Consider the following 24,587-nt stretch of genomic DNA (forward strand, 5'->3'; position numbering starts at 1 on the left):
CCGTTCGCAGCAGCCCCGGCGCCCGGACGGCCCGCGACGGCCGTCAGGCCGGGTGGCCGCCGATGCGGGTGGTCAGCTCGGCCGCCGTCGCCGCCACTTCCGCGGCGAGATCCGGCCACGTCTCGGGGCACGGCTCCGCCGAGCAGTGGTGGCGCAGGGTGACGCTGATCGCGGCCAGCGGGCGGGCGCCGTGGTCGAAGACCGGGCAGGCCACCGAGGCGAAGCCGGCCGTGACGTGGCCGTCCTCGACCGACCAGCCGAGCCGGCGTTCCGCCGTGAGCGTGCGGCGCAGCTCGGCCAGCGTGCGCGGGCCGCGGCCGGTGCGGAGCACGAACGCCGACGCCGAAGGGAAGAGCGCGCGGACGTGCGGGGCCGGCAGGTGCCGCAGGATCGCGCGGCCGGACGCGGTCAGCTGGGCCGGCAGCCGGACGCCGACCTCCGTCACCAGCGTCTCCGGCCGGACCGGGCGCTCCTTGATCAGGTACAGCGACTCGTTCCCGTGCAGCACGCCGAGGTGGGCGGTGTGCCCGACGCGGTCGACGAGCTTGCGCAGCAACGGCCCGGCCAGCCGTTCCAGAGGATCGTGGCGGAGGTAGGCCGAGCCCAGCTCGAAGGCCGCGATGCCGAGGCCGTAGCGGCGTTCCGCGGGCAGGTGGACGACGAAACCGGCCGCTTCGAGCTCGTTGAGCAGGTGGTAGGTGGTCGAGCGGGGGAGTCCCGCCTCCCGGGCGATGGCCGCCGCGGTGACCGGGCCGGGCCGCGTCGCCAGCAGGCGCAGCACCGCCAGACCGCGGCGCAGCGCCGGGACCTCGCTGCTGTCGCCCACCGCCCACCTCCCGCTCGAAGCGCCCCAAGGCGGCCTTGGGTGCGTGAGACGCACCCAAGGCGGCCTTCGGTGCGTGAGACGCACCGAAGGCCACATTGGGGCGCTTGGGGCCAGGGTAGTCTGTGTCTGGGATCCCAGACAGAACCACTCCGTCGGGCATCCCACCAGCGGTTCCGAGGGGGTCCAATGAGCCCATGCCGGAAAAAGTGCTCCTGGGCCCGGATCCCCTGACCGCCGCCCAGGTCGTCGACGTCGTCCGCGGGTACGCGCCCGTCGGGCTCACGGACGCCGCCGAGAAGAACCTCGCCGCGACGCGCCAGCACATCGAGAACCTCGCCCACGCCGTCACGCCCACCTACGGCGTCTCGACCGGCTTCGGCGCCCTCGCCACCCGTCACATCCCGGTCGAGAGCCGGACCGCGCTGCAGCGCAGCCTGATCCGCTCGCACGCCGCCGGGGCCGGGCCCGCCGTCGAGCCCGAGGTCGTCCGCGCGCTGATGCTGCTGCGGCTGCGCACCCTCGCCAGCGGGTACACCGGCGTCCGGCCGGGGACCGCGCAAGCGCTTGCGGCCCTGCTCAACGCCGACATCACCCCGATCGTCCACGAGTACGGCTCGCTCGGGTGCTCCGGCGACCTCGCGCCGCTGGCCGCCGTCGCGCTCGCGCTCATGGGCGAGGGCGAAGTGACGTACCGCGGCGAAGTCATGAACGCCGGGGAAGCGCTGAAGCACGCCGGGCTCGAGCCGGTCGTGCTCGCCGAGAAGGAGGGCCTGGCGCTCACCAACGGCACCGACGGCATGCTCGGCATGCTCCTGCTCGCCGCCGCCGACCTGCGCAAGCTGTTCGACATCGCGGACCTCACCGCGGCGATGAGCGTCGAAGCCCTCCTCGGCACCGACCGCGCGTTCGCCGCCGACCTCCAGGCCCTGCGCCCGCACCCCGGCCAGGCGAAGTCCGCGGCCCGGATGTGGCAGGCGCTGCAGGGCTCGAAGATCGTCGAGAGCCATCGCGGCCCGGACTGCAACCGCGTCCAGGACGCCTACTCGCTGCGCTGCGCCCCGCAGGTCCACGGCGCCGCGCGCGACAGCCTCGCCCACGCCGAGCTCGTCGGCGAACGGGAGCTGATGTCCGCAGTGGACAACCCGGTCGTCCTCGCCGACGGCCGCGTCGAGTCCAACGGCAACTTCCACGGCGCGCCCGTCGCCTACGTGCTCGACTTCCTGGCCATCCCGATCGCCGACGTCGCCAGCATCGCCGAGCGCCGCACCGACCGGATGCTCGACAAGGCGCGCTCGCACGGCCTGCCGCCGTTCCTCGCCGACGACCCCGGCGTCGACTCCGGCCACATGATCGCCCAGTACACCCAGGCCGCCGTGGTCAGCGAGCTCAAGCGGCTCGCCGTGCCGGCGTCGGTCGACTCCATCCCGAGCAGCGCCATGCAGGAGGACCACGTCTCGATGGGCTGGTCGGCCGCGCGGAAGCTGCGCAAGGCCGTCGACGGCCTGACCACCGTCCTGGCCATCGAACTGCTGACGGCGGCCCGGGCGCTGGACTTCCGGGCGCCGCTGGAGCCGTCGCCGGTCACCGGCCGCGTCCGGGACCTGCTCCGCACGAAGGTCGCGGGCCCCGGCCCGGACCGCCACCTGGCGCCCGAGATCGCGGCCGCCGAAGAACTCGTCCGCTCCGGCGCCGTCCTCGACGCCGCTCGTCTGGAGGTCTGAGCATGTCCCGTGTCGTCCGTGCCGCCCGCGGTACCCAGCTCACCGCCAAGTCGTGGCAGACCGAAGCCGCGCTGCGGATGTTCCACAACAACCTCGACCCCGACGTCGCCGAGCGGCCCGAGGACCTGGTCGTCTACGGCGGCACCGGCAAGGCCGCCCGCAACTGGGCCAGCTTCGACGCCATCACCCGTGAACTGACCACTTTGGACGTCGACGAGACGCTGCTGGTGCAGTCGGGCAAGCCGGTCGGCGTCTTCCGCACCCACGAGTGGGCGCCGCGCGTGCTGATCGCGAACTCCAACCTCGTCGGTGACTGGGCGACCTGGCCGGAGTTCCGGCGGCTGGAGCAGCAGGGCCTGACGATGTACGGCCAGATGACCGCGGGTTCGTGGATCTACATCGGCACCCAGGGCATCCTGCAGGGTACCTACGAGACCTTCGCCGCCGTCGCGAAGAAGAAGTTCGGCGGTTCGCTGAAAGGCACCCTTACCGTCACCGCCGGGCTGGGTGGCATGGGCGGCGCGCAGCCGCTGGCCGTGACCATGAACGACGGCGTCGCGCTGGTCATCGAGTGCGACCCACAGCGCGCGCACCGCCGCGTCGAAACCCGCTACCTCGACGAGGTGGCCGACGACCTCGACGACGCCATCGCCCGCGTCACCAAGGCCAAGCGGGAGAAGCGGCCGCTGTCGGTCGGTGTCGTCGGCAACGCCGCCGAGGTGCTGCCGGAGCTGCTGCGGCGGAACGTCGAGGTCGACATCGTCACCGACCAGACGTCGGCGCACGACCCGCTTTCGTACCTGCCCAAGGGCGTCAGCGTCGACGACTGGCACGACTACGCGGCCAAGAAGCCCGACGAGTTCACCGACCGCTCGCGCGAGTCGATGGCCGACCACGTCGAGGCCATGCTCGGCTTCCTCGACCGCGGCGCCGAGGTGTTCGACTACGGCAACTCCCTGCGTGGCGAGGCCAAGCTCGGGGGCTGCGAGCGCGCGTTCGACTTCCCCGGCTTCGTGCCCGCCTACATCCGCCCGCTGTTCTGCGAGGGCAACGGCCCGTTCCGCTGGGCGGCGCTCTCGGGTGACCCCGAGGACATCGCCGCGACCGACCGCGCGATGCTGGAGTTGTTCCCGGAGAACGAATCCCTCGCGCGCTGGATCAAGCTGGCCGGCGAGCGGGTGGCGTTCCAGGGGCTGCCCGCGCGGATCTGCTGGCTCGGCTACGGCGAACGCCACCTGGCCGGTCTGCGGTTCAACGAGATGGTGGCCGGCGGGGAGCTGAAGGCGCCAGTGGTGATCGGCCGTGACCACCTCGACTCCGGCAGTGTGGCCTCGCCGTACCGCGAGACCGAGGGCATGGCCGACGGCTCGGACGCGATCGCCGACTGGCCGCTGCTGAACGCGCTGGTCAACACGTCCTCCGGCGCCAGCTGGGTGTCCGTCCACCACGGTGGCGGTGTCGGCATGGGCCGGTCCATCCACGCCGGCCAGGTCAGCGTCGCGGACGGGACGCCGCTGGCCGCGCAGAAGCTCGAACGGGTGCTCACCAACGACCCGGGCATGGGCGTGATCCGGCACGTCGACGCGGGTTACGACCGCGCGGCCGACGTGGCGGACGAGCGCGGCGTGCGGGTGCCGATGCGGGCGGGCGAGTGAGCGCCTCGGGACTGCTGGCCGAGATCGCGGACGTCGGGCGCGACCCGAAGCGCGGCGGCTACTCGCGCCACGCCTTCGACGCGCCCGAGCAGGACCTGCGCGCGTGGTTCGGCGAGCGCGCGCTGGGCCTCGGGCTCGACGTCGACACCGACCACAACGGCAACATCTGGGCCTGGTGGGGTCCGCCGGGGCCGGACGCCGTCGTCACCGGCAGCCACCTCGACTCGGTCCCCGGCGGCGGGGCGTTCGACGGCCCGCTCGGCGTCGCGAGTGCCTTGGCCGCGGTGGAAACCCTGCAGCAGCGCGGGTTCCGGCCCGGGAAGCCGGTCGCCGTCGTCGTGTTCGCCGAGGAGGAGGGCGGCCGGTTCGGCGTCCCGTGCCTCGGCTCGCGGCTGCTCACCGGCACGATCGACGCCGCCAAGGCCCGCGGGCTGCGGGACGCCGACGGTGTCACGTTCGCCGAAGCCGCCGCGAAATCCGGCTTCGACCCGGCACGGGTCGGGCCCGACCCGGACCGGCTCGGGCGGATCGGGAAGTTCCTCGAACTGCACGTCGAGCAGGGCCGGGGGCTGATCGACCTCGGCTCGCCGGTGGCCGTGGGCAGCACGGTGATCGCCCACGGGCGGTGGCGGTTCTCCTTCGCGGGGCAGGGGAACCACGCCGGGGCGACGCTGCTGGCCGACCGGGCCGACCCGATGCTGCCGGCGGCCGCGACGGTCACCGCCGTCCGGCGGCTGGCCCGCGCGGTGCCGGACGCACGCGCGACCGTGGGCCGCCTGGTGCCGACCCCGGGCGGCACGAACGTCATCGCGTCCACAGTGGACCTGTGGCTCGACGCGCGCGTGCCGGGCACCGCGACCCCGGCGCTGGTCTCCGAGATCGCGCGAGCCGCCGAAGCCGCGGCGGCGGAGGAGGGGTGCCGCGTCGAGGTGACGCGGGAGTCCTATTCGGACGACGTCGTGTTCGACGACACGCTCCGGCGCGACCTCGGCGGGTGGCTCGGCGGCCCGCCGGAGCTGCCCACCGGCGCCGGGCACGACGCCGCCGTCCTCGCCGGGTTCGTCCCGGCGGGCATGCTCTACGTGCGGAACCCGACCGGCGTCAGCCACTCGCCCGAGGAGTTCGCCGAGGCCGAGGACGTCGAAGCCGGTGCGTCGGCGCTGGCCACGGTCCTGGAGCGGCTGGCGCGATGACCTTCGGCCCGCGGGGGCGCCCCCCGTTTCCAGCCTATCGCTCGGCACCGACGGTTTTCTGGTGCGAACAGGCCTGGCTGCCGGACGGGATCGCGGCCGGCGTGCGGATCGACGTCGACGGCGGCCGGATCACCGCGGTGACGCCGGGTTCGCCGCGCGCGGGCACGATCCTCGGCGGGCTCACCCTGCCGGGCTTCGCGAACGGGCACTCGCACGCCTTCCACCGGGCGTTGCGGGGGCGGACGCACCACGCGCGCGGCACGTTCTGGACCTGGCGCGAGCGGATGTACGCGCTGGCGTCCCGGCTCGATCCCGAGGCGTACTACCGGCTGGCCCGCGGGGTGTACGCCGAGATGGTGCTCGGCGGGTACACGAGCGTCGGGGAGTTCCACTACCTGCACCACGCACCCGGCGGGAAGCCGTACGCCGACCCGAACGCGATGGGGCAGGCGTTGCGGCAGGCCGCGGCCGACGCCGGAATCCGGCTGACGCTGCTCGACACGTGCTACCTCGCGGGGGGCATCGGCGTCGAACCGGACGAGGTCCAGCGGCGGTTCTCCGACGGCTCGGCCACGGCGTGGGCCTCGCGGGTGGCCGAGCTGGACGAAGGCGAGCTGTTCCGGGTCGGCGGGGCGATCCATTCCGTGCGTGCGGTGCCGGAGGACCAGCTGTCCGAAGTGGACGACGGTGTGCAGGGGGACCGGCCGCTGCACATCCATCTGTCCGAGCAGCGGGCGGAAAACGAGCAGTGCGAGGCGGCCACCGGGTTCACCCCGACCGGGCTGCTGTGGGACAACGGCGTGCTCGCGGAGCGGCTCACCGTGGTCCACGCGACCCACCTCACCGACCGGGACGTGCGGTGGCTCGGCGAGTTCCGGGTCGGCGCGTGCTTCTGCCCGACCACCGAACGCGACCTCGGCGACGGCATCGGCCCGGCCCGCGCGCTGCGGGACGCCGGGGTGCGGCTGAGCATCGGCAGCGACAGCAACGCCGTCGTCGACGCCTTCGAGGAAACCCGCGCGCTGGAGCTCGACGACCGGCTGGCCAGCGAGGAACGCGGCCGGTTCGGCGCCGCGGAACTCCTCGCGGCGGGCACGGACCACGCGGCGATCGGGTGGGGCGAGGTCGGCGCGCTCGCCGAGGGGGCGGCCGCGGACTTCGTCACCGTCGCCCTGGACACCGTGCGGACGGCCGGGATCGAGCCGTCGGGGGTCCTGTTCGCCGCGTCGGGCGCGGACGTCCGGCACGTCGTCGTCGCCGGTCGCGAGGTCGTGCGCGACGGCGTGCACCTGCTCGTGGACCGGCCGGAAACCGTCTTGGCGAAGGAGATCGAGGCACTGTGGCAGTCCTGATCACGGGCATCGGCGAGCTCACCACCAACGACCCGGCGCTGGGCCGCCTGTCCGACGCGGCTCTGGTGCTGGACGGCCCGCGCGTGGCGTGGGTGGGCCCGGCGGCGAGCGCGCCGGACGCCGACGAGCGCGTCGACGTCGAAGGCCGGGCGGTCCTGCCCGGCTGGGTCGACAGCCACACGCACCTGGTCTTCGCCGGCGACCGCACCGCGGAGTTCGAGGCGAGGATGGCCGGGAAGCCCTACACCGCGGGCGGAATCGCGACCACGGTCGAGGCGACGCGGGAAGCGTCCGACGAGCAGCTGGCCGCGAACCTGCGGCAGCACGTGGACGAGGCGGCCCGGCAGGGGACGACCTGCCTGGAGACGAAGACGGGCTACGGGCTGACCGTCGCGGACGAGGCCCGCAGCGCCCGGATCGCCGCGGAGGTCGCCGACGAGGTGACGTTCCTCGGGGCGCACCTGGTGCCGCCCGGGGCCGACGCGGAGTCCTATGTGGACCTGGTGTGCGGGGAAATGCTCGACGCCGTGGCGGGAAGCGTGCGCTGGGCGGACGTGTTCTGCGAGACGGGGGCGTTCGACGAGGCCCAGTCGGCGCGGGTGCTGAAGGCCGCCGCCGAGCGGGGCCTCGGCCTGCGGGTCCACGGCAACCAGCTGGGCGAAGGCCCCGGCGTGCGGCTGGCGGTGGAGCTGGGCGCGGCGAGCGTCGACCACTGCACGTACCTGTCGGACTCCGACGTCGAAGCGCTCGCGGCGTCCGAGACGGTCGCGACCCTGCTGCCCGCGTGTGATTTGTCGACCCGGCAGGCACTCGCGCCGGCCCGGCGGCTGCTCGACGCGGGCGCGACGGTGGCTTTGGCCAGCAACGCCAACCCGGGCAGTTCGTACACGACGTCGATGGCGTTCTGCGTCGCGACGGCCGTGCTGCAGATGCGCATGACGATCGAGGAGGCGGTCCGGGCCGCGACGGCGGGCGGCGCGAAGGCGCTGCGCCGCGAGGACGTGGGCGTCCTGCGGCCCGGTTCGCGGGCCGACGTCCACGTCCTCGACGCGCCTTCGGTGACGCACCTGGCTTATCGCCCGGGCGTGCCGCTGACCCGCGCGGTGTGGCGCGCGGGCGAGCGCGTGCGCTAACGTCGAAGGCGAGGACGCGCGAAGACACAGTCCGGTATGGGTTAGTCCGGGCAGCTCACGCAGGCTTACCTGTGCGTCCCTTCCTCATCCGTGACGAAGGGACAGCTGTGTCCGTGATCATCATCGGTGCCGGCCTGGGTGGCCTGAGCCTCGCGCACGGCCTGCGCCGCGCGGGAATCCCGTGCCTGGTCCACGAACGCGACGAATCGGCCGGGGCGCGCAAGCAGGGCTACCGCCTGCACATCGGCGGGGACGGCGACACGGCGTTGCGCGAGGTGCTGCGCCCCGAACTGCACGAACTCTTCCGCGCCACCGCGGGCCGGGCGCTGCCGCACACCAACGTCTACGACGACCGGCTGCGGCTGCGCACGCGCCTGGCCGACCCGGGTGTCCACCTCAACACCAACCGCTTCACCGTGCGGCAGATCCTGCTCCACGGCCAGGAAGTCCGCTACGGCAAGCGGTTCACCCGCTACGAGACCGACGCGGACGGCGTGACCGCGTACTTCGCCGACGGGACGTCCGCGCGGGGCGAGCTGCTCGTCGGGGCCGACGGCATCAATTCCGCCGTGCGGCGGCAGTACCTCCCGCACGCCCGGGTCGTCGACGCCGGGCTCGTGCACCTCTACGGCCGGATCCCGCTGACCCCGGAAACCCGCGCGCTGTTCGAGCCGGAGATGTTCGCGGTGTTCTCGATGATGCTCGGACCGGACCGGACGATGGTCGGCTTCGCGCCGGTCGACTACCCCGAACCGGTGGCCCGGGTGTGCGCGCGGCTGGTCCCGGACCTGCGGTTGCGCGACGACCGGCCGTACATGACCTGCTCGGTCGGCGCCCGCTGGGAAGTCGTCGGCCACCCGGAGGAGGAGCTGGCCGCGATGGCGCCGGACGACCTGCGGAAGGTCGCGCTCCGCCTGGTGGACGGCTGGCACCCGCTGGCCCGCGCGATGGTCGAGCGGTGGGACGTCCCGGCGACGTTCCCGCAGCCGATCCGCACGAGCGTTCCGATCGGGCGGTGGGAGCCGTCGCGCGTGACGCTGGTCGGTGACGCGATCCACGCGATGAGCCCGGCGGCCGGCGCGGGCGCCAACACCGCGTTGCGCGACGGTGCGGCCCTGGCGGCCGCGCTGGCCGGGGCACCCCTGCTCGAAGCCGTGGCGGCCTACGAGACCGCGATGGTGAACTACGGGTTCGCCGCCGTGCGGGAATCGGCCGAGAACGGGCGCCGGTACCTCGGGCAGCGCCCGCTCACGTCGTGACGACCACCCGGCGGCACTGGTTCGTGCCGCCGGCCTGCTCGTTGACCTTCACGCCGGCGGCCGTGCCGGTGAGCGCGGAGTTGTCGGCGGACGCGAGGTCGAAGTGGATGATCGTCTCGCCGTTGACCGCCGCGGTCACCGTGCCGGACCGGACCGCCGCGGCGAGCGTGTGGAAGCCACCGGCGTTGACCGGCTTGCCGGTCGCCAGCACCAGCTGCGTCAGCGTGCCGCCGATGGCCTTGTAGAGCCGGAGGTTCACCCCGCCGGTCTCGGCCGTGAACAGCAGGTAGTTCCCGGCGTCGGTGTAGCGCAGGAAGAGGCCGAACCCGGCCTGGCCGGACCACGCGAAGTCGGCCTCCACGCGGTGGTCGGGGCTCGAGGTCTCGAGCACCGCGTGGTCGGCGACGTTGTCGGCGCTGGCCGAGCGCAGGACGCCGTCGACCACGGTCACCGCGCCGTTGCCGGTCCACCAGGGGATGGGCAAGGCGCCGTTCGGCTGCTGGAACGTCGTGCCGAGCACGAGCTGGTCGTAGCCCGACCGCGCGGCGTCCTGCTCGCCGGGGACGAACCCCAGCGGCGTCACCTGGGCGCCGCTGCCGAGGTAGGCGAAGGCCAGCCGCGACTCCGTGCTCGTCGGGTCCTCGGCGGCCAGCACCGTGAAGACCTGCCCCGGCGTGGTTTCCAGCAGTGACGCGTACGTCGACTGGCCACCCTTCGGGGGTGTCTGGACGATGGACGGCGGCAGCCAGCTCGCGCCGCGGTCGCGGGTGGACCGCATCGCGAACCGGCCCGAACCGTCCCGGAAGGCGACGACGATCGTGTCGTCGGCCTGCCAGACCGAGGACGGCCGTCCGCTGCCGGTGAACGCGGCGGCGGGGGTGGACCAGGTGGTGCCGCTGTCGGTCGAGAGGGCCGCGCCGATCGAGGCGTTGTTGCCCCAGCGGAAGGTCAGGAACAGCGCGCTGCCGCGCTGCACGAGGTAGGGCTCCTGGTAGTCGCGCCCGGCGGCCTGGCCGTTGACGAGCCTGCTCGACGTCCAGGTGGCGCCGCCGTCGGTGGAGCGGGCGAGCCAGACGGAGTCGAAGGTGTCGCCGGAGCTCTTCGAGTAGTGCGCGGCCAGGAGGGTGTTGTCGGACAGCTGCACGACGGGCGCGGTGATCGCCGACGAGGGCAGGCTCGCGTCGATCCGCGTCTCGGCGCTCCACGTCACGCCGTTGTCGGCCGAGGAGCGGAAGAACGAGCCCGCGGCGGCCACCGACGTGGTGCCCTTGAAGTAGGTCAGGTAGAGGGTGGTGCCGGTGCGGCTGAGGGAGACCGACGGGTCGCGGTAGTCGGTACCCGCGGACGCGGCGACGACGGTGGCCGGCGCCGACCACGTCCGGCCGTTGTCGGTGCTCGTCGTGCTCCGCAGGAAGCCGTCGCGGTTGGTGTAGTGGTTGCTGCCCTGGCGATGGACGACGTACAGCGTGCCGTCCGGCAACCGGGTCACGCCCGGGAACGCCGAGTGCTGGGTGTCCTGTCCGTACGCGATGGTGGGCTTGGTCGCCCGGATGGTGCGCGTGCTGCCGCCGGGGCTGTCGGGTTGCCGCAAGGTCATGCCCCGACCGTAGTGGCGGGACCCGCCGGCGTGGGCGCCTTCCGCGGGGTTCGCCCGAACAGCGTCACGGCTGCTCCGATCAGGGCGAGCAGCCCGCAGAGCCACGCGAACCAGTCGCCGAAGCGGGCGTACGGCGTCTTCCCCGGTCCGATCGGGACGTCGGCGACGACGACCGTGAACGGGCTGTCGCCGGTGCGGGCCTCGGCCCGCACGTGGCCTTGGGCGTCGGCGAGCATCGGCGTTCCGCGGGCCGCGCTCCAGGCCACCGAGAAGCCGTTTTCGACGCCGCGGATCAGCGCCGTGCGGCTGTGGGCCCAGCCGTCGGCGTCTTCGTCGGACGCCGGGATGAGGACCAGGCCCGTGCCGGCTCGGCCGTACTCGCCGCTGGGGTCGGCGAAGTTGACGTCCATGCACACCATGAGCCCGGCTCCGCCGACGTGCGCGAGCCCGGTGCCCGCGGTGAGGTTCGGCGAATCCCCGTTGTGCCACTTGCGGTATTCCACCGGCGGGCCGGACGGCGGAATCGCCAGTGCGGCGTTGAACCGGCCGTCCGGGGTCGTGTCGACGACGCCGGTGACGACGTCGACGTTCCGCCTGCGGGCGACCTCCGTGAGGGCTTCGACGAGCAGCGGACGGCCGGTTTGGTCCACCGCGAAGGCGGCTTCGGGCAGCACCACGACCCGGACGCCGTCCGGCAGCCGCCCGATCTGGTCCACATAGGACTTCAGGACGGCCTGGCCGTCCGGTGTGGTGACGTCGGGCGCCCAGTGGTTCCGGCCCGGTGCGACCAGCGCGAGCCGGGTCGACGGGCCGGTCGGCGGGGGCGTGGTCCACAGGAGGAGCCCGCCCACGGCGGCGGTGACGGTGACGGTGACGGTGACCAGCCCGGCCACCCGGGCTAGGCCGTGCACCCGCGGGGCGAGCGCGGCGGCGACGGCCGCCGGGACGAACAGCACGAGGTATTCGATCCCCCAGCCGCCGGTCACCGTGGCCAGGCGCAGCACGGACGGCCGGTCGGCCTGCGTCGTCATCAGGGTGTCCATCACGCCGGTCGGGTTGAGCAGCGAAACGCCGTAGAGGACCACAGTCCAAAACCCGGGTGCCGCGAGCGCGGCCAGCAGGCCGTGCCCGCGGCGGACCAGCGCCCGGAACAGCCCGGTGGCCACCGCGAACAACACTGCGCTGCCGCCGAGGATGGCGAGCGCGGCGGGCCGCGGGACCGACTGGGAGTGCCAGAAGTAGCTCCAGCTCCCGGAGCCGCCCGCGAGGTGGGCGAGGAACGCGCAGGCCATCGCCGCGGCCGCGGGAACGCGCGGCGCGAGCAGCAGGATCGGCAGGGGCGCCACCCAGGCGAGCTCGGGCACCGGATCCAGGCCGGTGCCGAAGAAGAACGTCACGGCCGACGCCGCGGTCGCGACGACCGCCCACCCCACCTTGCCCCTCATGCCCATCATGCCCCCTCGGCGCTCGGTCCCGAGGGTTCCAGGCGGCGCGGACGGGTGCACTGGGCTGAACCCCCGTGCCGGCGGTGGGGCGCACCCCACCCCGGTTCATGCAGAGTTCAGTAAGCCGTCACGCGACAGGCATCGGAGCCGTCCCCGTCGATCAGTAGCGTTGCTAACGAACAGCAACGAAAGTGGGCCGCCCATGGACTTCTCGCTGATCGTGCTGGTGGTGATCGTCGCCGCGCTGGCCTTCGACTTCACCAACGGCTTCCACGACACCGCCAACGCGATGGCCACCTCCATCGCCACCGGGGCGCTCAAACCGAAGGTCGCCGTCGCCGTTTCGGCCGTGCTGAACCTCGTCGGCGCCTTCCTCTCCGTCGAGGTCGCGAAGACGATCTCCGGCGGGATCGTCGACGACACGAAGGTGACGCCGGTGATCATCTTCGCCGGGCTCGTCGGTGCCATCGTCTGGAACCTGGTGACCTGGCTGATCGGGCTGCCGTCGAGTTCCTCGCACGCCCTCTTCGGCGGGCTGATCGGCGCGACCTGGATCGCCTCCGGCTCCGACGCCGTGCACTTCGGGAAGGTCGTCGAGAAGGTCCTGATCCCGGCACTCGCCTCGCCGATCGTCGCCGGGGTCGTCGCGACGCTGGGCACCTTCCTCGTCTACCGGATCACGGCCCGGGCGAAGCAGGACACCGTGGGCCGCACCTTCAAGGCCGGCCAGATCGCCTCCGCCTCGCTGGTGTCGCTCGCGCACGGCACGAACGACGCGCAGAAGACCATGGGTGTCATCACGCTGACGCTGATCGCCTCCGGCTCGCTCGCGCCGAACTCGGGACCGCCGATCTGGGTGATCCTGACCGCCGGCACCGCGATCGCGCTCGGCACCTACCTCGGTGGCTGGCGGATCATCCAGACGATGGGCAAGAAGCTCACCGAAATCCAGACGCCGCAGGGGTTCGCGGCCGAGACGAGCGCCGCGGCGGTCATCCTCACCTCGGCGCACCTCGGGTTCGCCCTGTCCACCACGCACGTCTGCTCGGGCGGCATCATCGGCTCCGGGCTCGGCCGCAAGCTCGCCGAAGTCCGCTGGGGTGTCGCCGGCCGGATGGTCCTCGCGTGGGCGCTGACGCTGCCCGCCGCGGCGATCGTCGGCGCCGTCGCCGCCGAGGTCTCGACGCTCGGGACCTGGGGCACCGTGCTGGTCGGCCTGGCCGGGGCCGTCGTCGCGCTGGGCATCTACCTCGCGTCGAAGCGGAACCCCGTCGGCGCCCACTCCGTCACCGAGTCCGAGCCGGCCGTCCAGCCGGCCAACGCCTGAGGAGCGCCGTGCACATCGATTGGGGTTCCCTCGGTCTCGTCTTCGTCGTCGCGCTGGCCGCGGTCGTGGTGCTGACCAGCCTCTTCTCGGTCGGGGTGGTCGGGCTTTCGCAGCGCGACTCGGCCCGTGAGGCGGGCGGTTCGGGCTCCGGCCCGCTGGCCGGCGCGGTCCTCTGCTTCGCGCTCTGCGCGGCGATCGTCGGCTACGGGATCTACTTGATCGTCGCCTGAACGCGGTCCCGGAAGCCGCCGGGCAGGCCGGCGAGCATCGGCTTCAGCGTGGCGCGCCGCGCTTCGCCCAGGTGGGTCAGCAGGTCGAGCGCCGGCGTCCAGAGGTCCTCGTCGGCGCTCGCCGCCGTGACCAGCCGGCCGAGCCGGTGCGCCGGGAGCAGGCCGACGACGTGGTCGATGCGGCGCTTGTCGTCGAGCACGAAGGCGATCCGCAGCAGCGACGGGTCGTCGATCTGCTCCAGGGCCCGCCGGACCGTCGGGTCGGGCAGGTGCCCGACGAACCGGCCGAGGGTGATCCAGTCCTCCTTGCGCGCCAGCTCGCGGGCGACGGCGAGGACGGTGTCCAGGGGAATCCGGCCGATGATCGCGCTCGCGCGCCGCGGATCGAGTTCCGCGGCCACCTCGGCGAGGAACCGGGGGCTGAGCCGCTTGGCGACGTCGACGCCGCGGGAGACGTCGACCAGCCCGGCGATCCGGGCGCACAGCAGCGGGCCGAACACCTTCTCGGCGATCTTGGCGAGCACCCCGACGGGCACGACCCGCGCGGCCAGGGCCATCCGCTGCAGCGCCGCGGCGTTGGCGTCGAACAGCGTGTCGGTGACCTGCTCGCGAAAGGCCCGCAGGTCGTCGGCGTCGACGCGGGCGAGGTACGCCAGCCGCGCGGGTTCGACGCCGAGGACGCGGGCCAGCTTGAGGATCTCGGCTTCGGCCGCGTAGTCCGTCACAGGCCGACCGCCTTCCGGACGGCGCCGCGCAGCAGCGCGGGAACGTACCGGAGGCCTTCTTCGCCTGCCTCGGCGAGCGCTCTCGCCTGCCGCCTGCGCGCGTCGCGCAGCGCGTCGGCGAGGTCCTGCCGCTCGTGCTCTTCGAGGGCCTCGATGCCTTCGGGGAGGTAGCCGCCCAACTGGTCGGCGAGTGTGCGCTCGGCCATGGTGGATCATCATGCAACACCGGGGACGCTGCCGCGAGCGGCGTTCACATTCGAGAGCGGTGCTCGCGCAGGTTTCCGGCGCGGCGCTCCGAAGCGAGAGCACTGCTCACTTGCCGCCGTGAGCGCTGGTCGGTTTCGAGAGCAGTGCTCACGGAAGCCGGGCGGCCGTGGCGGCGGCGAAGGGTTGACTTTCGGCAGTGGTCGCCCGCCGGCACGCCTTGTAGCTTCGGTTTCGTGCGGACGGCAACGAAACGCAGGTGGCAGGTGGTGCTCGACGTCGCCGTCGGGCTGTTCCTCGCGTTCACCGTCGTCGCGGGCATGCTGGGCACCCGGTCGTACGGGGAACTCGCCGGCGGTCTCGCGGTCGTGGCCGGCTCGGTCGCCACCGCCCGGCGGTACCCGGCCGTCTCGCTCGGCATCGCGCTGGCCGGGGCGCTGGCCGTGCCGTTCCCCTACCGCGATCGCGTGCCGGTGTGGGTCATCTTCGTCCTGGTCGCGATGAGCTACCAGGCCGGGCTGCGGATGCCGCGGGCCCGTCCCGGGATCCTGACCGGGACGGCCGTCGCGGTGCTCGGGCTGCCGGTCGCGCTCGTCTTCGGCCCGGACGGCCTCGGCGACTGGGCGGCGATGGTCGCGATCCTCGTCTTCGCCGTGGCTGCTCGGCCGGTACGTCCGGGTCCGCGGCGAACTCGCCCGCACCGGCTGGCGCCGGGCCGAGGAGATGGAGAGCAGGCAGCAGCTGGTCGCCGCGCAGGCGCGGCTGCGCGAGCGCGCGCGGATCGCCAGCGACATGCACGACTCGCTGGGGCACGAGCTGAGCCTGATCGCCGTCCGCGCCGCCGCGCTGGAGGTCGCGGGCGGTCTCGACGACGCCCAGCGCGACGCGGCCGCGCAGCTGCGGACCAGCGCCGCGACGGCGACCGAGCGGCTGCGCGAAATCATCGGCGTGCTGCGCGAGGACGCCGCGCCGGTCGAACCGGTGCAGGGCGACCTCGGCGAGCTGATCTCGCGGGCGCGGGCCTCCGGCCTGCAGATCAAGTCCACAGTGGACGCAGCGGAGGCGCCCCCGATGGTGGCCCGTGCCGCGTACCGCGTGGTGCAGGAAGCCCTGACGAACGTGGCGAAGCACGCGCCGGGCGCCGCCGTGACCGTCCGGGTGCGCAGCAGCGGCGCACGGACCGACGTCAGCGTGGTCAACGCGCCACCGCCCGCCGGGCCGCTGCCGGGCGCGGCGTCCGGGCACGTCGGGCTGATCGGCCTGCGCGAACGCGTCCGGCTCGTCGGCGGCACGCTGCGGGCCGGCCCCGACGCGGGCGGGTTCGCCGTCACCGCGACGCTGCCGCACGGCGCCGCGCCGTCCGCGCCGTTCACGCCGTCCGACGACGAGGCCGAGCCGTCGACGTCGTCGGCCCGGGCCCTGGAACTGGCCCGGCGCGACGTGCGGCGCAGCCTGGTCCAGGCCGTCGCCGTTCCGCTGGGTCTCTTCGCGGCGCTCCTCGGGATCGCCGGGATCGCGTTCCTCTACCAGTGGAACTCCTCCGAGCTGCCCGCCGACGGCTACGAACGGCTGCGGATCGGGCAGCCGCGCACCGAGGTGGCGCCGCAGCTGCCCGGGAACCAGCGCGCCGCCCGGCCGGTGCGGAACGAGCCGCCGCTGCCGCCGGTGCCCGGCGCGGTGTGCGAGTACTACGGCACCGGACGGTCGTGGCTGGACAACGACTACGCCGCCTACCGGCTGTGTTTCGCCGATGGGAAGCTGATCACCAAGGACCGGTTCACCGAGGGGGCACCGTGATCAGGGTCGTGCTGGCCGACGACGAGGCGATGATGCGGGCGGGGGTCGCCGCAATCCTCGCCGCTGACGCGGAGATCGAGGTCGTCGCCGAAGCCGCCGACGGCCGGGCGGCCGTCTCGCAGGTCCTCGCCACCCACCCCGACGTCGTGCTGCTGGACATCCGCATGCCCGCGCTGGACGGCCTCGGCGCGGCGGCGGAGATCCGGCGGCTGCGGCCCGCCACCGGCGTGATCATGCTGACGACGTTCGGCGAAGACGACTACATCGAGCGCGCACTGGGACTGGGCGCGGGCGGTTTCCTGCTGAAGTCGGGCGACCCGCGCGAGCTGCTGTCCGGGATCCACGCCGTCGCCGGCGGGGCCGCGTTCCTCTCGCCCAAGGTGGCCCAGCGGGTGATCGCCCGGCTGTCCGGCGGGCAGCTGACCCGCGCCGCCGCGGCCCGCGAGCGGATCGCCGCCCTGACCCCGCGAGAACGGGAAGTGCTGACCCTGGTGGGGTCCGGACTGTCCAATGCGGACATCGCGGCGAAGATGTTCGTCGTCGAGGGGACGGTGAAGGCGCACGTGAGCACGATCCTGACCCGGCTCGGGGCGAAGAACCGGGTGCAGGCGGCGATCACGGCGTACGAGGCCGGGCTGGTCGGGGGAGACGCGGCGGCACCCACCCCGTGATCCCCGCGCCCACGCGGGCGGTCGCCGTGGCCGGGAGGCACTTGAGCACGGCCGTGCGCAGTGCGGCCGCGACCGGGTTGGTCAGCTGCGGGCCGAGCCTGCCCATCCGGACCGACTCCCGGACGACCTTTTGGCTGCGGGGCCGCCGGATCCGGTCGTAGCTCGCCAGTGCGGCGTCGACTGTGTCCTGTGTGGACACCGCGTGGGCGAGCACGACGGCGTCTTCGAGCGCCTGGCAGCCGCCCTGCCCGAGGAACGGCGGCATGGCGTGGGCGGCGTCGCCGAGCAGCGCGATGCGGCCGCGGGTGTAGGTGGGGAGCGGGGTGCCGAGGTGGTGGAGGTCGTGGTGCAGGACGGCCTCCGGCGGGGTTGCGGCCAGGAGGGCCGGGATCGGGTCGTGCCAGCCGGCTGCTTCGGGTTTTTCCGCGCTCCGGCCGGGTTCGCCGACGGAACAGATCCACCAGTAGACGTCACCGCCGGTCAGCGGAAGGACGCCGACCTCGGTGCCGCGGTCGAAACTGGTGCTCAGCCGGGTGCCCGGGAGGTGCGCGACGCCGCGGAACGCCGTGCTGCCGGAGTACACCGGTTCCGGGTGGTGCGGGAACAGCGCGTGGCGGACCCGGCTGTCGATGCCGTCGGCCGCGACGACGAGGTCGGCGCGCAGTTCGGTGTGGCCGTGGCGGACCAGGCCGTCTTCGCGGACTTCGGTGACTTCGGTGCCGGTCTGCAGGCTTGCGGCCGGGACGGCGGCCCGGAGGGCGGCGATGAGGTCCCGCCGGTGGATCGCGCCCAGCGGCCGCCCGTGCCGGCGGCCGAACGCGGCGCCGTCGAAGCGGGTGATCCGGCGGCCGCGCCGGTCGCGGATGCCGCCGTCGTGCTGCGGGGCCAGGTGTTCGCCGAGGTCCACGCCGAGTTCGTCGAGGCACCGCTGGGCGTTCGGCCAGAGGGAGATGCCTGCGCCGACGTCGCCGAACTCGGGCGCTTTCTCGAGAACGGTGACCGTCCAGCCGACCCGGTGCAGCCCCGCGGCCGCCGCCAGTCCGCCGATGCCTCCGCCGACCACTATCGCGTGCACGTCGCCTCCTCTACAGGTGTAGAGGACTCTACACCTGTAGAGTCGTCGGTCGTGGAACGGATCGAAGTGATTGCCGACGCAGCGATCGAGGTGATCGCGGCGGAGGGCATGCGCGGCCTGACCCACCGGGCGGTGGACCGCGCGGCGGCCCTGCCGGTGGGCTCGACGTCGTACTACGCGCGCACGCGCGCGGCGCTGCTGGAGCTGACGATCGCCCGGATCGTGGCGCTGGACCAGCCTGCGCCCCGGCCGTCGGCGACGTTGGCGGAGTTCATCGCGGGGTACGCGTTCGAGGCGATCACCACCGGCCGGACGCGGATGCTGGCGCGCTACGAGTTCGCGTTGGAGGCAACCCGGCGCCCGGAGCTGCGCGCGGCGTACGACGAGGGCGGGTTGTCGATCCGCCACCAGGCGACGGCGGCGCTGGAGGCGGCCGGTTCGACGGACCCCGTGCGGCACGCTCGGATCGTGGTGGACTGGATGGAGGGGACGATCTTCGGTGCGCTGGCGGGGACGGGGTCACTGGCGCCGCCGGGGTTGGGGGAGCTGGTGGAGAGCGCCCGGGAAGTGTTGGCGGGTATGGGATTGGGGTGACGTCTGCCCGGTTGTCCACATCCTCGCCGTGATGTGGAGAACTAGGTTGGGGTGGGGGGATTTTTCCGGCTTTGTCGGGCCCTGCCGGTAGACTGGACTTGGGACGCCCCCCGGAGAGGGTGGGGGCCGTTTTGTGTGGGGTGTCCTGGGGCGCAACAACGCCGCGCCTGCCAGGGGACGCTGTCTTCGGCCCAGCCGTGGGCTGGAGTGGGGATCGGTTTTGGTGGGCGGTTGGGGCCTCAGTTCGTTTCCGGCGCCGGTGGCTGGCCGGGGGCCTGACTGGTTAACCGGCTCCGGTGGCTGGTGGCGCGCCTGGGTGGGTGCCCAACACTGGTGGCTGGTGGCGGCCCTGAATGGGCGCCCGGCCATGGTGGCTGGTGGCGGCCCTGAATGGGTGCCCGGCCATGGTGGCTGATCGCGGGAAGCGGTGGGTAGGGCTCCTGCGGGAGCGTCCTCCGTGCTGAGCGCAGCGGCGTCGCGGGCGGGGCGGGCTGGGGACTGCGCCGCGGCGTGGGTCGGCCCCGCCGTCCGAGGGCGGCAGGGCTGTCGTGCACCACTTTGCCCAGGCTCTTCCGGAGGAGAGCCCCCGCGTCAGGCGTCCCGGCGGCGCAACACCGCCGCGCCCACCAGCAGGGCCGCCGCCGTCCAAGCTGCGCAGATTGCCAGCCCCACCCACGGTGCATACGGGGCCGCCGTCATCGTGATCGGGTTCGGCCGGCCTGACTCCACCATCGCGTTCACCCCCGCCATGCCCGGGAAGTACGGCACCGCCTCCGGTACGCCCAGCGATGCCACGATCAGCGGCAACGGGACCAGCAGCACGATCACCGACACCAGCGTCCCCGCCGCGCTGCGCAGTGCCCAGGCCATTCCCGTGCACAGCAGCCCCAGCAGGGCGAAGTAGCCGCCCATGCCCGATGCCGTCGTGAAGCCCGCTTCGAACGATGTCTGCAGGCCGTGGCCGTTCATCACCGCGGTGGCCAGCGCCATGCCCGCGCACGACAGCAGCACTCCGTACGCGAACAGCACCGGCGCCAGCACCGCCGCCTTCGCCAGGACCACGCGGGCGCGGACCGGCGTCCACAGCAGGGTCGAGCGGATGCCGCCGCCGGCGTACTCGCTCGTCACGAACAGCGTTGCCAGTGCGATCACCGCGAACTGCGTCAAATAGAAACCGCCGCCCAGGGCGATCGTGTGGGCTGCCTGCGGCTGGTCACCGAGGCGCTGGGCGACCGCCGACAGCGTGCCGTAGGCCAGCATCAGCGCCGCGCCCGCCACCAGGCACCACCAGGTCGCGCGGACCGACCAGAACTTCGTCCACTCCGCGGCCACCGCGCCCGGGAGCCCGCCGCCGCGGACCTCGACCGGTGCCGTCATGCCGATACCCCGTACTCCACCGAAGACGCCGTCAATTCCATATACGCCTGCTCGAGCGAGGCCGTCCGCTCCGCCAGCCCGTGCACGCGGATCCCCAGCTCGTGCACGAGGTCGCCGACGCGGGTGACGTCGATGCCGTCCACCACCAGCTCGTCCGGCTCGCCCGGGTGCGTCGGCGCGCCCTCGGCGCGCAAGCGCGCGGCCAGTGCCGACCGGTCGCCATCGGCGGGGATGCGGACCGAGACCGTCGTGCGGGAATTGCCCGCGATGAACTCCGGCACCGGGGCGTCGGCCAGCAGCTTGCCGCGGCCGATCACCACCAGGTGGTCGGCGGTCAGCTGCATTTCGCTCATCAGGTGGCTCGAGACGAACACCGTCCGTCCTTCGGCCGCCAGTGAACGCATCAGCTGCCGGACCCAGCGGACGCCGTCCGGGTCGAGGCCGTTGACCGGCTCGTCGAACAACAGCACCCCCGGGTCGCCGAGCAGTGCGCCCGCGATGCCCAGCCGCTGCCCCATGCCGAGCGAGAACTGGCCCACCCGCTGGCCGGCGACGTCGGAAAGCCCGACGGTGGCCAGGACTTCCTCGACGCGGCTCGTCGCGATGCCGTTGCTGCGCGCCATGGCCAGCAGGTGCTTCCCCGCGCTGCGGCCCGGGTGCAGCGCCTTGGCGTCGAGCAGCGCGCCGACCTCGCGCAGCGGGTGCCGCAGGTCGCCGTAGCGCCGTCCGCCGACCAGGGCTTCGCCCGCCTGCGGGTGGTCGAGCCCGACGGTCATCCGCATGGTCGTCGACTTCCCGGCGCCGTTCGGGCCGAGGAACCCGGTCACCCGGCCCGGTGCGACATCGCACGTGAGCGCGTCGACGACGGTTTTCTCCCCGTAGCGCTTGGTGAGTCCTCTGAGGGTGATCATGCGCCGAAGTCTGCGGCCCGCGGGGGTGCGCGGGCATCGGACGACGGTCGCGGGCGGCCCCCGACTTTCGTCGGGTTCCGCTAGGCGCGGCGGCGGGTGTGCCGGGTCGGGACCGCGCCCGCCGGGTCCTCCGGCCAGGGGTGCTTCGGATAGCGGCCGCGCAGGTCGGCGCGCACGGCCGGGTAGCCGGACGTCCAGAAGGACGCGAGGTCGGCGGTGATCGCCGCGGGCCGGCCGGCGGGGGAGAGCAGGTGCAGCACCACCGGGACGCCGGCGAGCACCGGGGTTTCGGTCCAGCCGAAGGTTTCCTGGAGCTTGACGGCGAGGACCGGCTGGTCGCCGCGGTAGTCGACGCGGATGTGCGACCCCGACGGCACTTCGAGGCGGTCCGGGGCGAGGTCGTCGAGTTTCGCCGCTTCCGGCCAGGGGAGGAGGGCCCTCAGGGCGGTGCCCGCGTTGATGGCCGCCAAATCGGCCTTCCGGCGGGCGGTGCCGAGGTCCAGCCAGCTGTCCACATCGGACAGCAGGGCGGTGTCGCCGACCGGGGGCCACGGCGGGCCGAGGACGCGGTGCAGGAAGGCCATCCGTTCGCGCAGGCGGGTCGCGTCCTGGGTCCACTTGAGGAGGCCGAGTCCTTCGGCCTGCAGGCCGGCGACGAGGGCGTCGTGGACGTCGGCGTTCTTCAGGGGCTTTTCGGACAGGACGATGGCGCCGAGCTTGCGGACCCGCCGGGCGACGACGTCGCCGTCCCAGGTGACTTCGTCCACTTCGGACACCGGGCCGGTGCGGACGGCGAGGGTTTCGTCGGCGGCCGCGGCGAGGCGGATGGTGCCGTGGACGCGGCCGGGGTCGCGGGTGGCTTCGGCGATCGCCAGCCACTCGGCGTCGAGTCCGCTGCCGGGTGGCAGTTCGGCGGCGGTGCCGCCGGCCATGAGGTAGACGGGTGCGCCGCCGGGACGCCGCTTGGCGAGCCGCTCCGGGTGGGCGAGGGCCACGACCAGGGCCGGGTCGGCGCGGTGGGCGGCTGGGATGGGAGAACGATCGGTCGTTTCGCGCTGGGTTCGGCCCGGATGGGATGTGGGGGAGGGAGAACGATCGGTTGTTCGCCCTCCGGCAGGCGCGGAGCCGGTCGGCGGAGAGAAAGAACGATCGGTCCTTCCGCGGTCAAGTCCCTGCTTCGAAACCAGCCCCTCCAGCCGGTGGACCTCGCGCTTCCAGCGTCGTGACGTCTCGTCGCCTGCCGAGCGGAGGCGGCGTAGCTCGGCGGCCACGTCCGTCAGCGTCGCGCCCGCGTCCAGCAGCGCCACGACCTCCGCCGCGTTGCGGGGGCCCACCTCCGAAGCCCCGTCCAGCAGTGCGCGCGCCAGGCGCGGGTGCAGCCCCAGCTCGGCCATCCGCCGCCCGCGTGGGGTCACCGTTCCGTCCGGTGCCGTCGCGCCCAGCGTCACCAGCAGGGCCCGTCCCGCCGCCAGGGCACCCTCGCCCGGCGGGTCCCACCAGGCCAGCCCGCTGCCGTCCGGCGTCGACCAGCACGCCAGCTCCAACGCGAACCGGGCCAGTTCGGCGGTGCGGATCTCCGGCTCCGGATACGCCGGCAGCGTCGCCTGCTCGTGCTCCGCCCAGCAGCGGTACGCCCGGCCCGGCGCCTCACGGCCCGCGCGGCCGGATCGCTGCGCCGCCACCGCCGCCGAGACCCGGACCGTCGCCAGCCCCGGGAGGCCGCGCCGGTGGTCGACGCGCGGTACGCGCGCCAGGCCCGAGTCCACCACCGCTCGCACGCCCGGCACCGTCAAGCTCGACTCCGCCACCGCCGTCGCCAGCACCACCCGCCGCCGGTCGCGCGGCCGCAACGCCTCGTCCTGGTGCGCCGCCGACAGCCTGCCGTGCAGCGGGAGCACGTCCACAGTGTCCAATTCAGACAGACGCAACAGGGCCGCCGTGCGGGCGATCTCCCCGGCGCCCGGCAGGAAAGCCAGCACGTCGCCGTCGCCGTCGGCCAACGCCGTGCGCACCGCCCGCGCGACGCACGCCTCGACGCGCTCCCCGCGGGCCGGCGGGACGTACGAAAACTCGACGGGGTACGTGCGGGCCGTGGCCGTGACCACCGGGGCGTCGCCGAGCAGGGCGGCCAGCCGCCCCGAAGCCACCGTCGCCGACGTCGCCAGCAGCCGCAGGTCTTCGCGCAGCCCGGCGCGGACGTCCAGGAGCAGCGCCAGCAGCAGGTCCGCGTCCAGGTGCCGCTCGTGGCACTCGTCGAGCAGCACCGTCGAGACGCCGGGCAGCTCCGGGTCGCCCTGCACGCGCCGCACCAGCAGCCCCGACGTCACGACCTCGATCCGGGTCCGCGCGGACACCTTCCGGTCGCCGCGCACGGCGTAGCCGACGGTCTCGCCCACCGGTTCGCCCAGCAGCGCCGCCATCCGGGCCGCCGCGGCGCGGGCCGCCAGCCGCCGCGGCTCGGCGACCACGACGCGGCCTTCGCCCGCCGACGCCAGAGCAAGGGGTACCAGCGTCGTCTTGCCCGTGCCGGGCGGGGCGACGAGCACCGCGGCACCACGGTGCTCGAGGGCGGCGAGGACGTCGGGCAGCACGGACCGGACCGGCAGATCGGGGAACTTCACTTCGGCGTGACCTCGGGGGGCGGGGGCAGCGGGTAGCCGGACGGGCCGATGTTCGCGTTGAGCGAGCGCAGCCATTCGCCGGAGGAGATCATCTTCCGGATCGCGTCGTCGACCGCGGACACGCCCTGGGGGTCGCCCTTGCGCAGGCCGATGCCGTAGTTCTCCTTCGAGAACGGCTTCCCGACGATCTTCAGCAGTTCCGGGTCCCGCGCCACGTACCCGGCCAGGATCACCGCGTCCGTGGTGACGGCGTCGATCTGGCCGGCGAGCAGCGCGGTCACGCAGTCGGAGTACCGCGGGTACTCGACGAGCTGGACGGCCTGGGCGTACTTGTCCTTCACCTGCTGCGCGGGTGTCGACCCGGCGACCGAGCACAGCCGCCGCCCGTTGAGCGCCTCCGGCCCGGCGATGTCGGCCGAGGTCCGCCGCACCAGCAGGTCCTGCCCGGTGGTGAAGTACGGGCCGGCGAACGACACGAACTGCTTGCGCTTGTCGGTGATCGAGTAGCTCGCCACGACCAGGTCGACGGCGCCGGAAGTGAGGTCCGTCTCGCGCGTCGCCGACGTCGTCTCGCGCCAGGTGATGTCCTTCGCCGCAACACCCAGCTCCGCGGCGACGAAAGTCGCCACATCGACGTCGAACCCGACGAACCGGCCGTCGACGGTGTGCTCCGAAAGACCCGGCGCGTCGAACCGGATGCCGATCGTCAGGTGATCCGTCGCACTCGCCCGGGTGACGAGCGAGTCCGTGGGCGAAACCTGGGCCGGACCGCACGCCGAGACCGTGACCAGGAGCAACGCCGAGCCGAGGAGTGCGCGCCACCGCATTCCGCCGCTCCCTCCGCCTCACGTGGTTCTCAGGTCCCCCCGTTAGC

21 protein-coding genes are annotated in these 24,587 nt (G+C 73.6%); 11 read left to right on the top strand and 10 right to left on the bottom strand.

The window, feature by feature from the left end; translation table 11 throughout:
• Positions 1-43 precede the first annotated feature (43 nt).
• On the bottom strand, positions 44-826 hold the full coding sequence (locus ACLJOU_RS30500) for an IclR family transcriptional regulator (protein ID WP_410572109.1): 783 nt from the start codon (positions 824-826) through the stop codon (positions 44-46).
• Positions 827-1,020: 194 nt separating this feature from the next.
• On the opposite strand from ACLJOU_RS30500, the gene hutH reads away from it, so the two are divergent.
• The 6 genes from hutH to ACLJOU_RS30530 all read left to right on the top strand — a co-directional run bounded on the left by hutH (position 1,021) and on the right by ACLJOU_RS30530 (position 9,139).
• Positions 1,021-2,547: a histidine ammonia-lyase gene (gene hutH / locus ACLJOU_RS30505; protein WP_410572111.1), complete on the top strand. Its 1,527-nt coding sequence runs from the start codon at positions 1,021-1,023 to the stop codon at positions 2,545-2,547.
• 2 nt (positions 2,548-2,549) lie between these two features.
• Positions 2,550-4,202, top strand: coding sequence for a urocanate hydratase (gene hutU, locus ACLJOU_RS30510; protein ID WP_410572113.1), 1,653 nt, complete (start codon positions 2,550-2,552; stop codon positions 4,200-4,202).
• Entirely contained in the window at positions 4,199-5,395 is a 1,197-nt protein-coding gene (locus ACLJOU_RS30515; RefSeq protein WP_410572114.1) for an allantoate amidohydrolase, read from the top strand. Before hutU ends, ACLJOU_RS30515 begins: the two co-directional genes overlap by 4 nt.
• A gap of 101 nt (positions 5,396-5,496) precedes the next feature.
• Positions 5,497-6,747 (top strand): formimidoylglutamate deiminase, encoded by a 1,251-nt coding sequence (locus ACLJOU_RS30520; RefSeq protein WP_410572116.1) that lies wholly within the window; start codon positions 5,497-5,499, stop codon positions 6,745-6,747.
• A complete protein-coding gene (hutI, locus tag ACLJOU_RS30525; RefSeq protein ID WP_410572118.1) occupies positions 6,735-7,880 on the top strand; it encodes an imidazolonepropionase in 1,146 nt (381 codons plus the stop codon). The genes ACLJOU_RS30520 and hutI overlap by 13 nt, the downstream gene beginning before the upstream one ends.
• A gap of 107 nt (positions 7,881-7,987) precedes the next feature.
• The gene (locus ACLJOU_RS30530; protein WP_410572119.1) at positions 7,988-9,139 is read left to right on the top strand and encodes an FAD-dependent oxidoreductase; all 1,152 of its coding nucleotides are present in this window, start codon (positions 7,988-7,990) and stop codon (positions 9,137-9,139) included.
• Here the strand turns inward: ACLJOU_RS30530 and ACLJOU_RS30535 are convergent.
• Together ACLJOU_RS30535 and ACLJOU_RS30540 are read right to left on the bottom strand one after the other, a co-directional pair.
• A complete protein-coding gene (locus ACLJOU_RS30535) occupies positions 9,129-10,736 on the bottom strand; it encodes an exo-alpha-sialidase (RefSeq protein ID WP_410572121.1) in 1,608 nt (535 codons plus the stop codon). The genes ACLJOU_RS30530 and ACLJOU_RS30535 overlap by 11 nt on opposite strands.
• Entirely contained in the window at positions 10,733-12,181 is a 1,449-nt protein-coding gene (locus tag ACLJOU_RS30540) for an acyltransferase (RefSeq protein WP_410572123.1), read from the bottom strand. Before ACLJOU_RS30540 ends, ACLJOU_RS30535 begins: the two co-directional genes overlap by 4 nt.
• Before the next feature lie 202 nt (positions 12,182-12,383).
• Between ACLJOU_RS30540 and ACLJOU_RS30545 the strand changes: the two genes are divergently transcribed.
• On the top strand, positions 12,384-13,508 hold the full coding sequence (locus ACLJOU_RS30545) for an anion permease (protein ID WP_410572124.1): 1,125 nt from the start codon (positions 12,384-12,386) through the stop codon (positions 13,506-13,508).
• Between the two features lie 8 nt (positions 13,509-13,516).
• Positions 13,517-13,738, top strand: a complete 222-nt coding sequence (locus ACLJOU_RS30550) for a hypothetical protein (RefSeq protein WP_410572126.1) — start codon at positions 13,517-13,519, stop codon at positions 13,736-13,738.
• Here ACLJOU_RS30550 and ACLJOU_RS30555 read toward each other — a convergent pair.
• Together ACLJOU_RS30555 and ACLJOU_RS30560 are read right to left on the bottom strand one after the other, a co-directional pair.
• Complete coding sequence (locus ACLJOU_RS30555; protein ID WP_410572127.1) at positions 13,720-14,463, bottom strand: hypothetical protein; 744 nt, start codon at positions 14,461-14,463, stop codon at positions 13,720-13,722. The two genes, ACLJOU_RS30550 and ACLJOU_RS30555, sit on opposite strands and share 19 nt — an antisense overlap.
• Positions 14,460-14,669 carry a hypothetical protein gene (locus ACLJOU_RS30560; protein WP_410572129.1) on the bottom strand — a complete coding sequence of 70 codons (210 nt, stop codon included), beginning with the start codon at positions 14,667-14,669 and terminating at the stop codon, positions 14,460-14,462. The genes ACLJOU_RS30555 and ACLJOU_RS30560 overlap by 4 nt, the downstream gene beginning before the upstream one ends.
• A 721-nt stretch (positions 14,670-15,390) precedes the next feature.
• On the opposite strand from ACLJOU_RS30560, the gene ACLJOU_RS30565 reads away from it, so the two are divergent.
• Positions 15,391-16,464 (top strand): sensor histidine kinase, encoded by a 1,074-nt coding sequence (locus ACLJOU_RS30565; RefSeq protein ID WP_410572130.1) that lies wholly within the window; start codon positions 15,391-15,393, stop codon positions 16,462-16,464.
• Entirely contained in the window at positions 16,461-17,135 is a 675-nt protein-coding gene (locus ACLJOU_RS30570; RefSeq protein WP_410572132.1) for a response regulator, read from the top strand. Before ACLJOU_RS30565 ends, ACLJOU_RS30570 begins: the two co-directional genes overlap by 4 nt.
• Here ACLJOU_RS30570 and ACLJOU_RS30575 read toward each other — a convergent pair.
• Complete coding sequence (locus ACLJOU_RS30575) at positions 17,080-18,198, bottom strand: FAD-dependent monooxygenase (RefSeq protein ID WP_410572490.1); 1,119 nt, start codon at positions 18,196-18,198, stop codon at positions 17,080-17,082. The two genes, ACLJOU_RS30570 and ACLJOU_RS30575, sit on opposite strands and share 56 nt — an antisense overlap.
• Here ACLJOU_RS30575 and ACLJOU_RS30580 point away from each other — a divergent pair.
• The gene (locus ACLJOU_RS30580; protein ID WP_410572134.1) at positions 18,151-18,804 is read left to right on the top strand and encodes a TetR/AcrR family transcriptional regulator; all 654 of its coding nucleotides are present in this window, start codon (positions 18,151-18,153) and stop codon (positions 18,802-18,804) included. The two genes, ACLJOU_RS30575 and ACLJOU_RS30580, sit on opposite strands and share 48 nt — an antisense overlap.
• Positions 18,805-19,395: 591 nt before the next feature.
• Here ACLJOU_RS30580 and ACLJOU_RS30585 read toward each other — a convergent pair.
• From ACLJOU_RS30585 to ACLJOU_RS30600, 4 genes are all read right to left on the bottom strand, one after another.
• Complete coding sequence (locus tag ACLJOU_RS30585) at positions 19,396-20,181, bottom strand: ABC transporter permease (RefSeq protein ID WP_410572136.1); 786 nt, start codon at positions 20,179-20,181, stop codon at positions 19,396-19,398.
• Positions 20,178-21,092, bottom strand: coding sequence for an ATP-binding cassette domain-containing protein (locus ACLJOU_RS30590; RefSeq protein ID WP_410572137.1), 915 nt, complete (start codon positions 21,090-21,092; stop codon positions 20,178-20,180). The genes ACLJOU_RS30585 and ACLJOU_RS30590 overlap by 4 nt, the downstream gene beginning before the upstream one ends.
• Positions 21,093-21,172: 80 nt before the next feature.
• The gene (locus ACLJOU_RS30595; protein WP_410572139.1) at positions 21,173-23,713 is read right to left on the bottom strand and encodes an ATP-dependent RNA helicase; all 2,541 of its coding nucleotides are present in this window, start codon (positions 23,711-23,713) and stop codon (positions 21,173-21,175) included.
• Positions 23,710-24,540 (bottom strand): glutamate ABC transporter substrate-binding protein, encoded by an 831-nt coding sequence (locus ACLJOU_RS30600; RefSeq protein WP_410572141.1) that lies wholly within the window; start codon positions 24,538-24,540, stop codon positions 23,710-23,712. The genes ACLJOU_RS30595 and ACLJOU_RS30600 overlap by 4 nt, the downstream gene beginning before the upstream one ends.
• Between the last annotated feature and the right edge of the window lie 47 nt (positions 24,541-24,587).

The sequence above is a fragment of the Amycolatopsis sp. cmx-4-61 genome (assembly GCF_046548775.1).
Lineage (GTDB): Bacteria > Actinomycetota > Actinomycetes > Mycobacteriales > Pseudonocardiaceae > Amycolatopsis.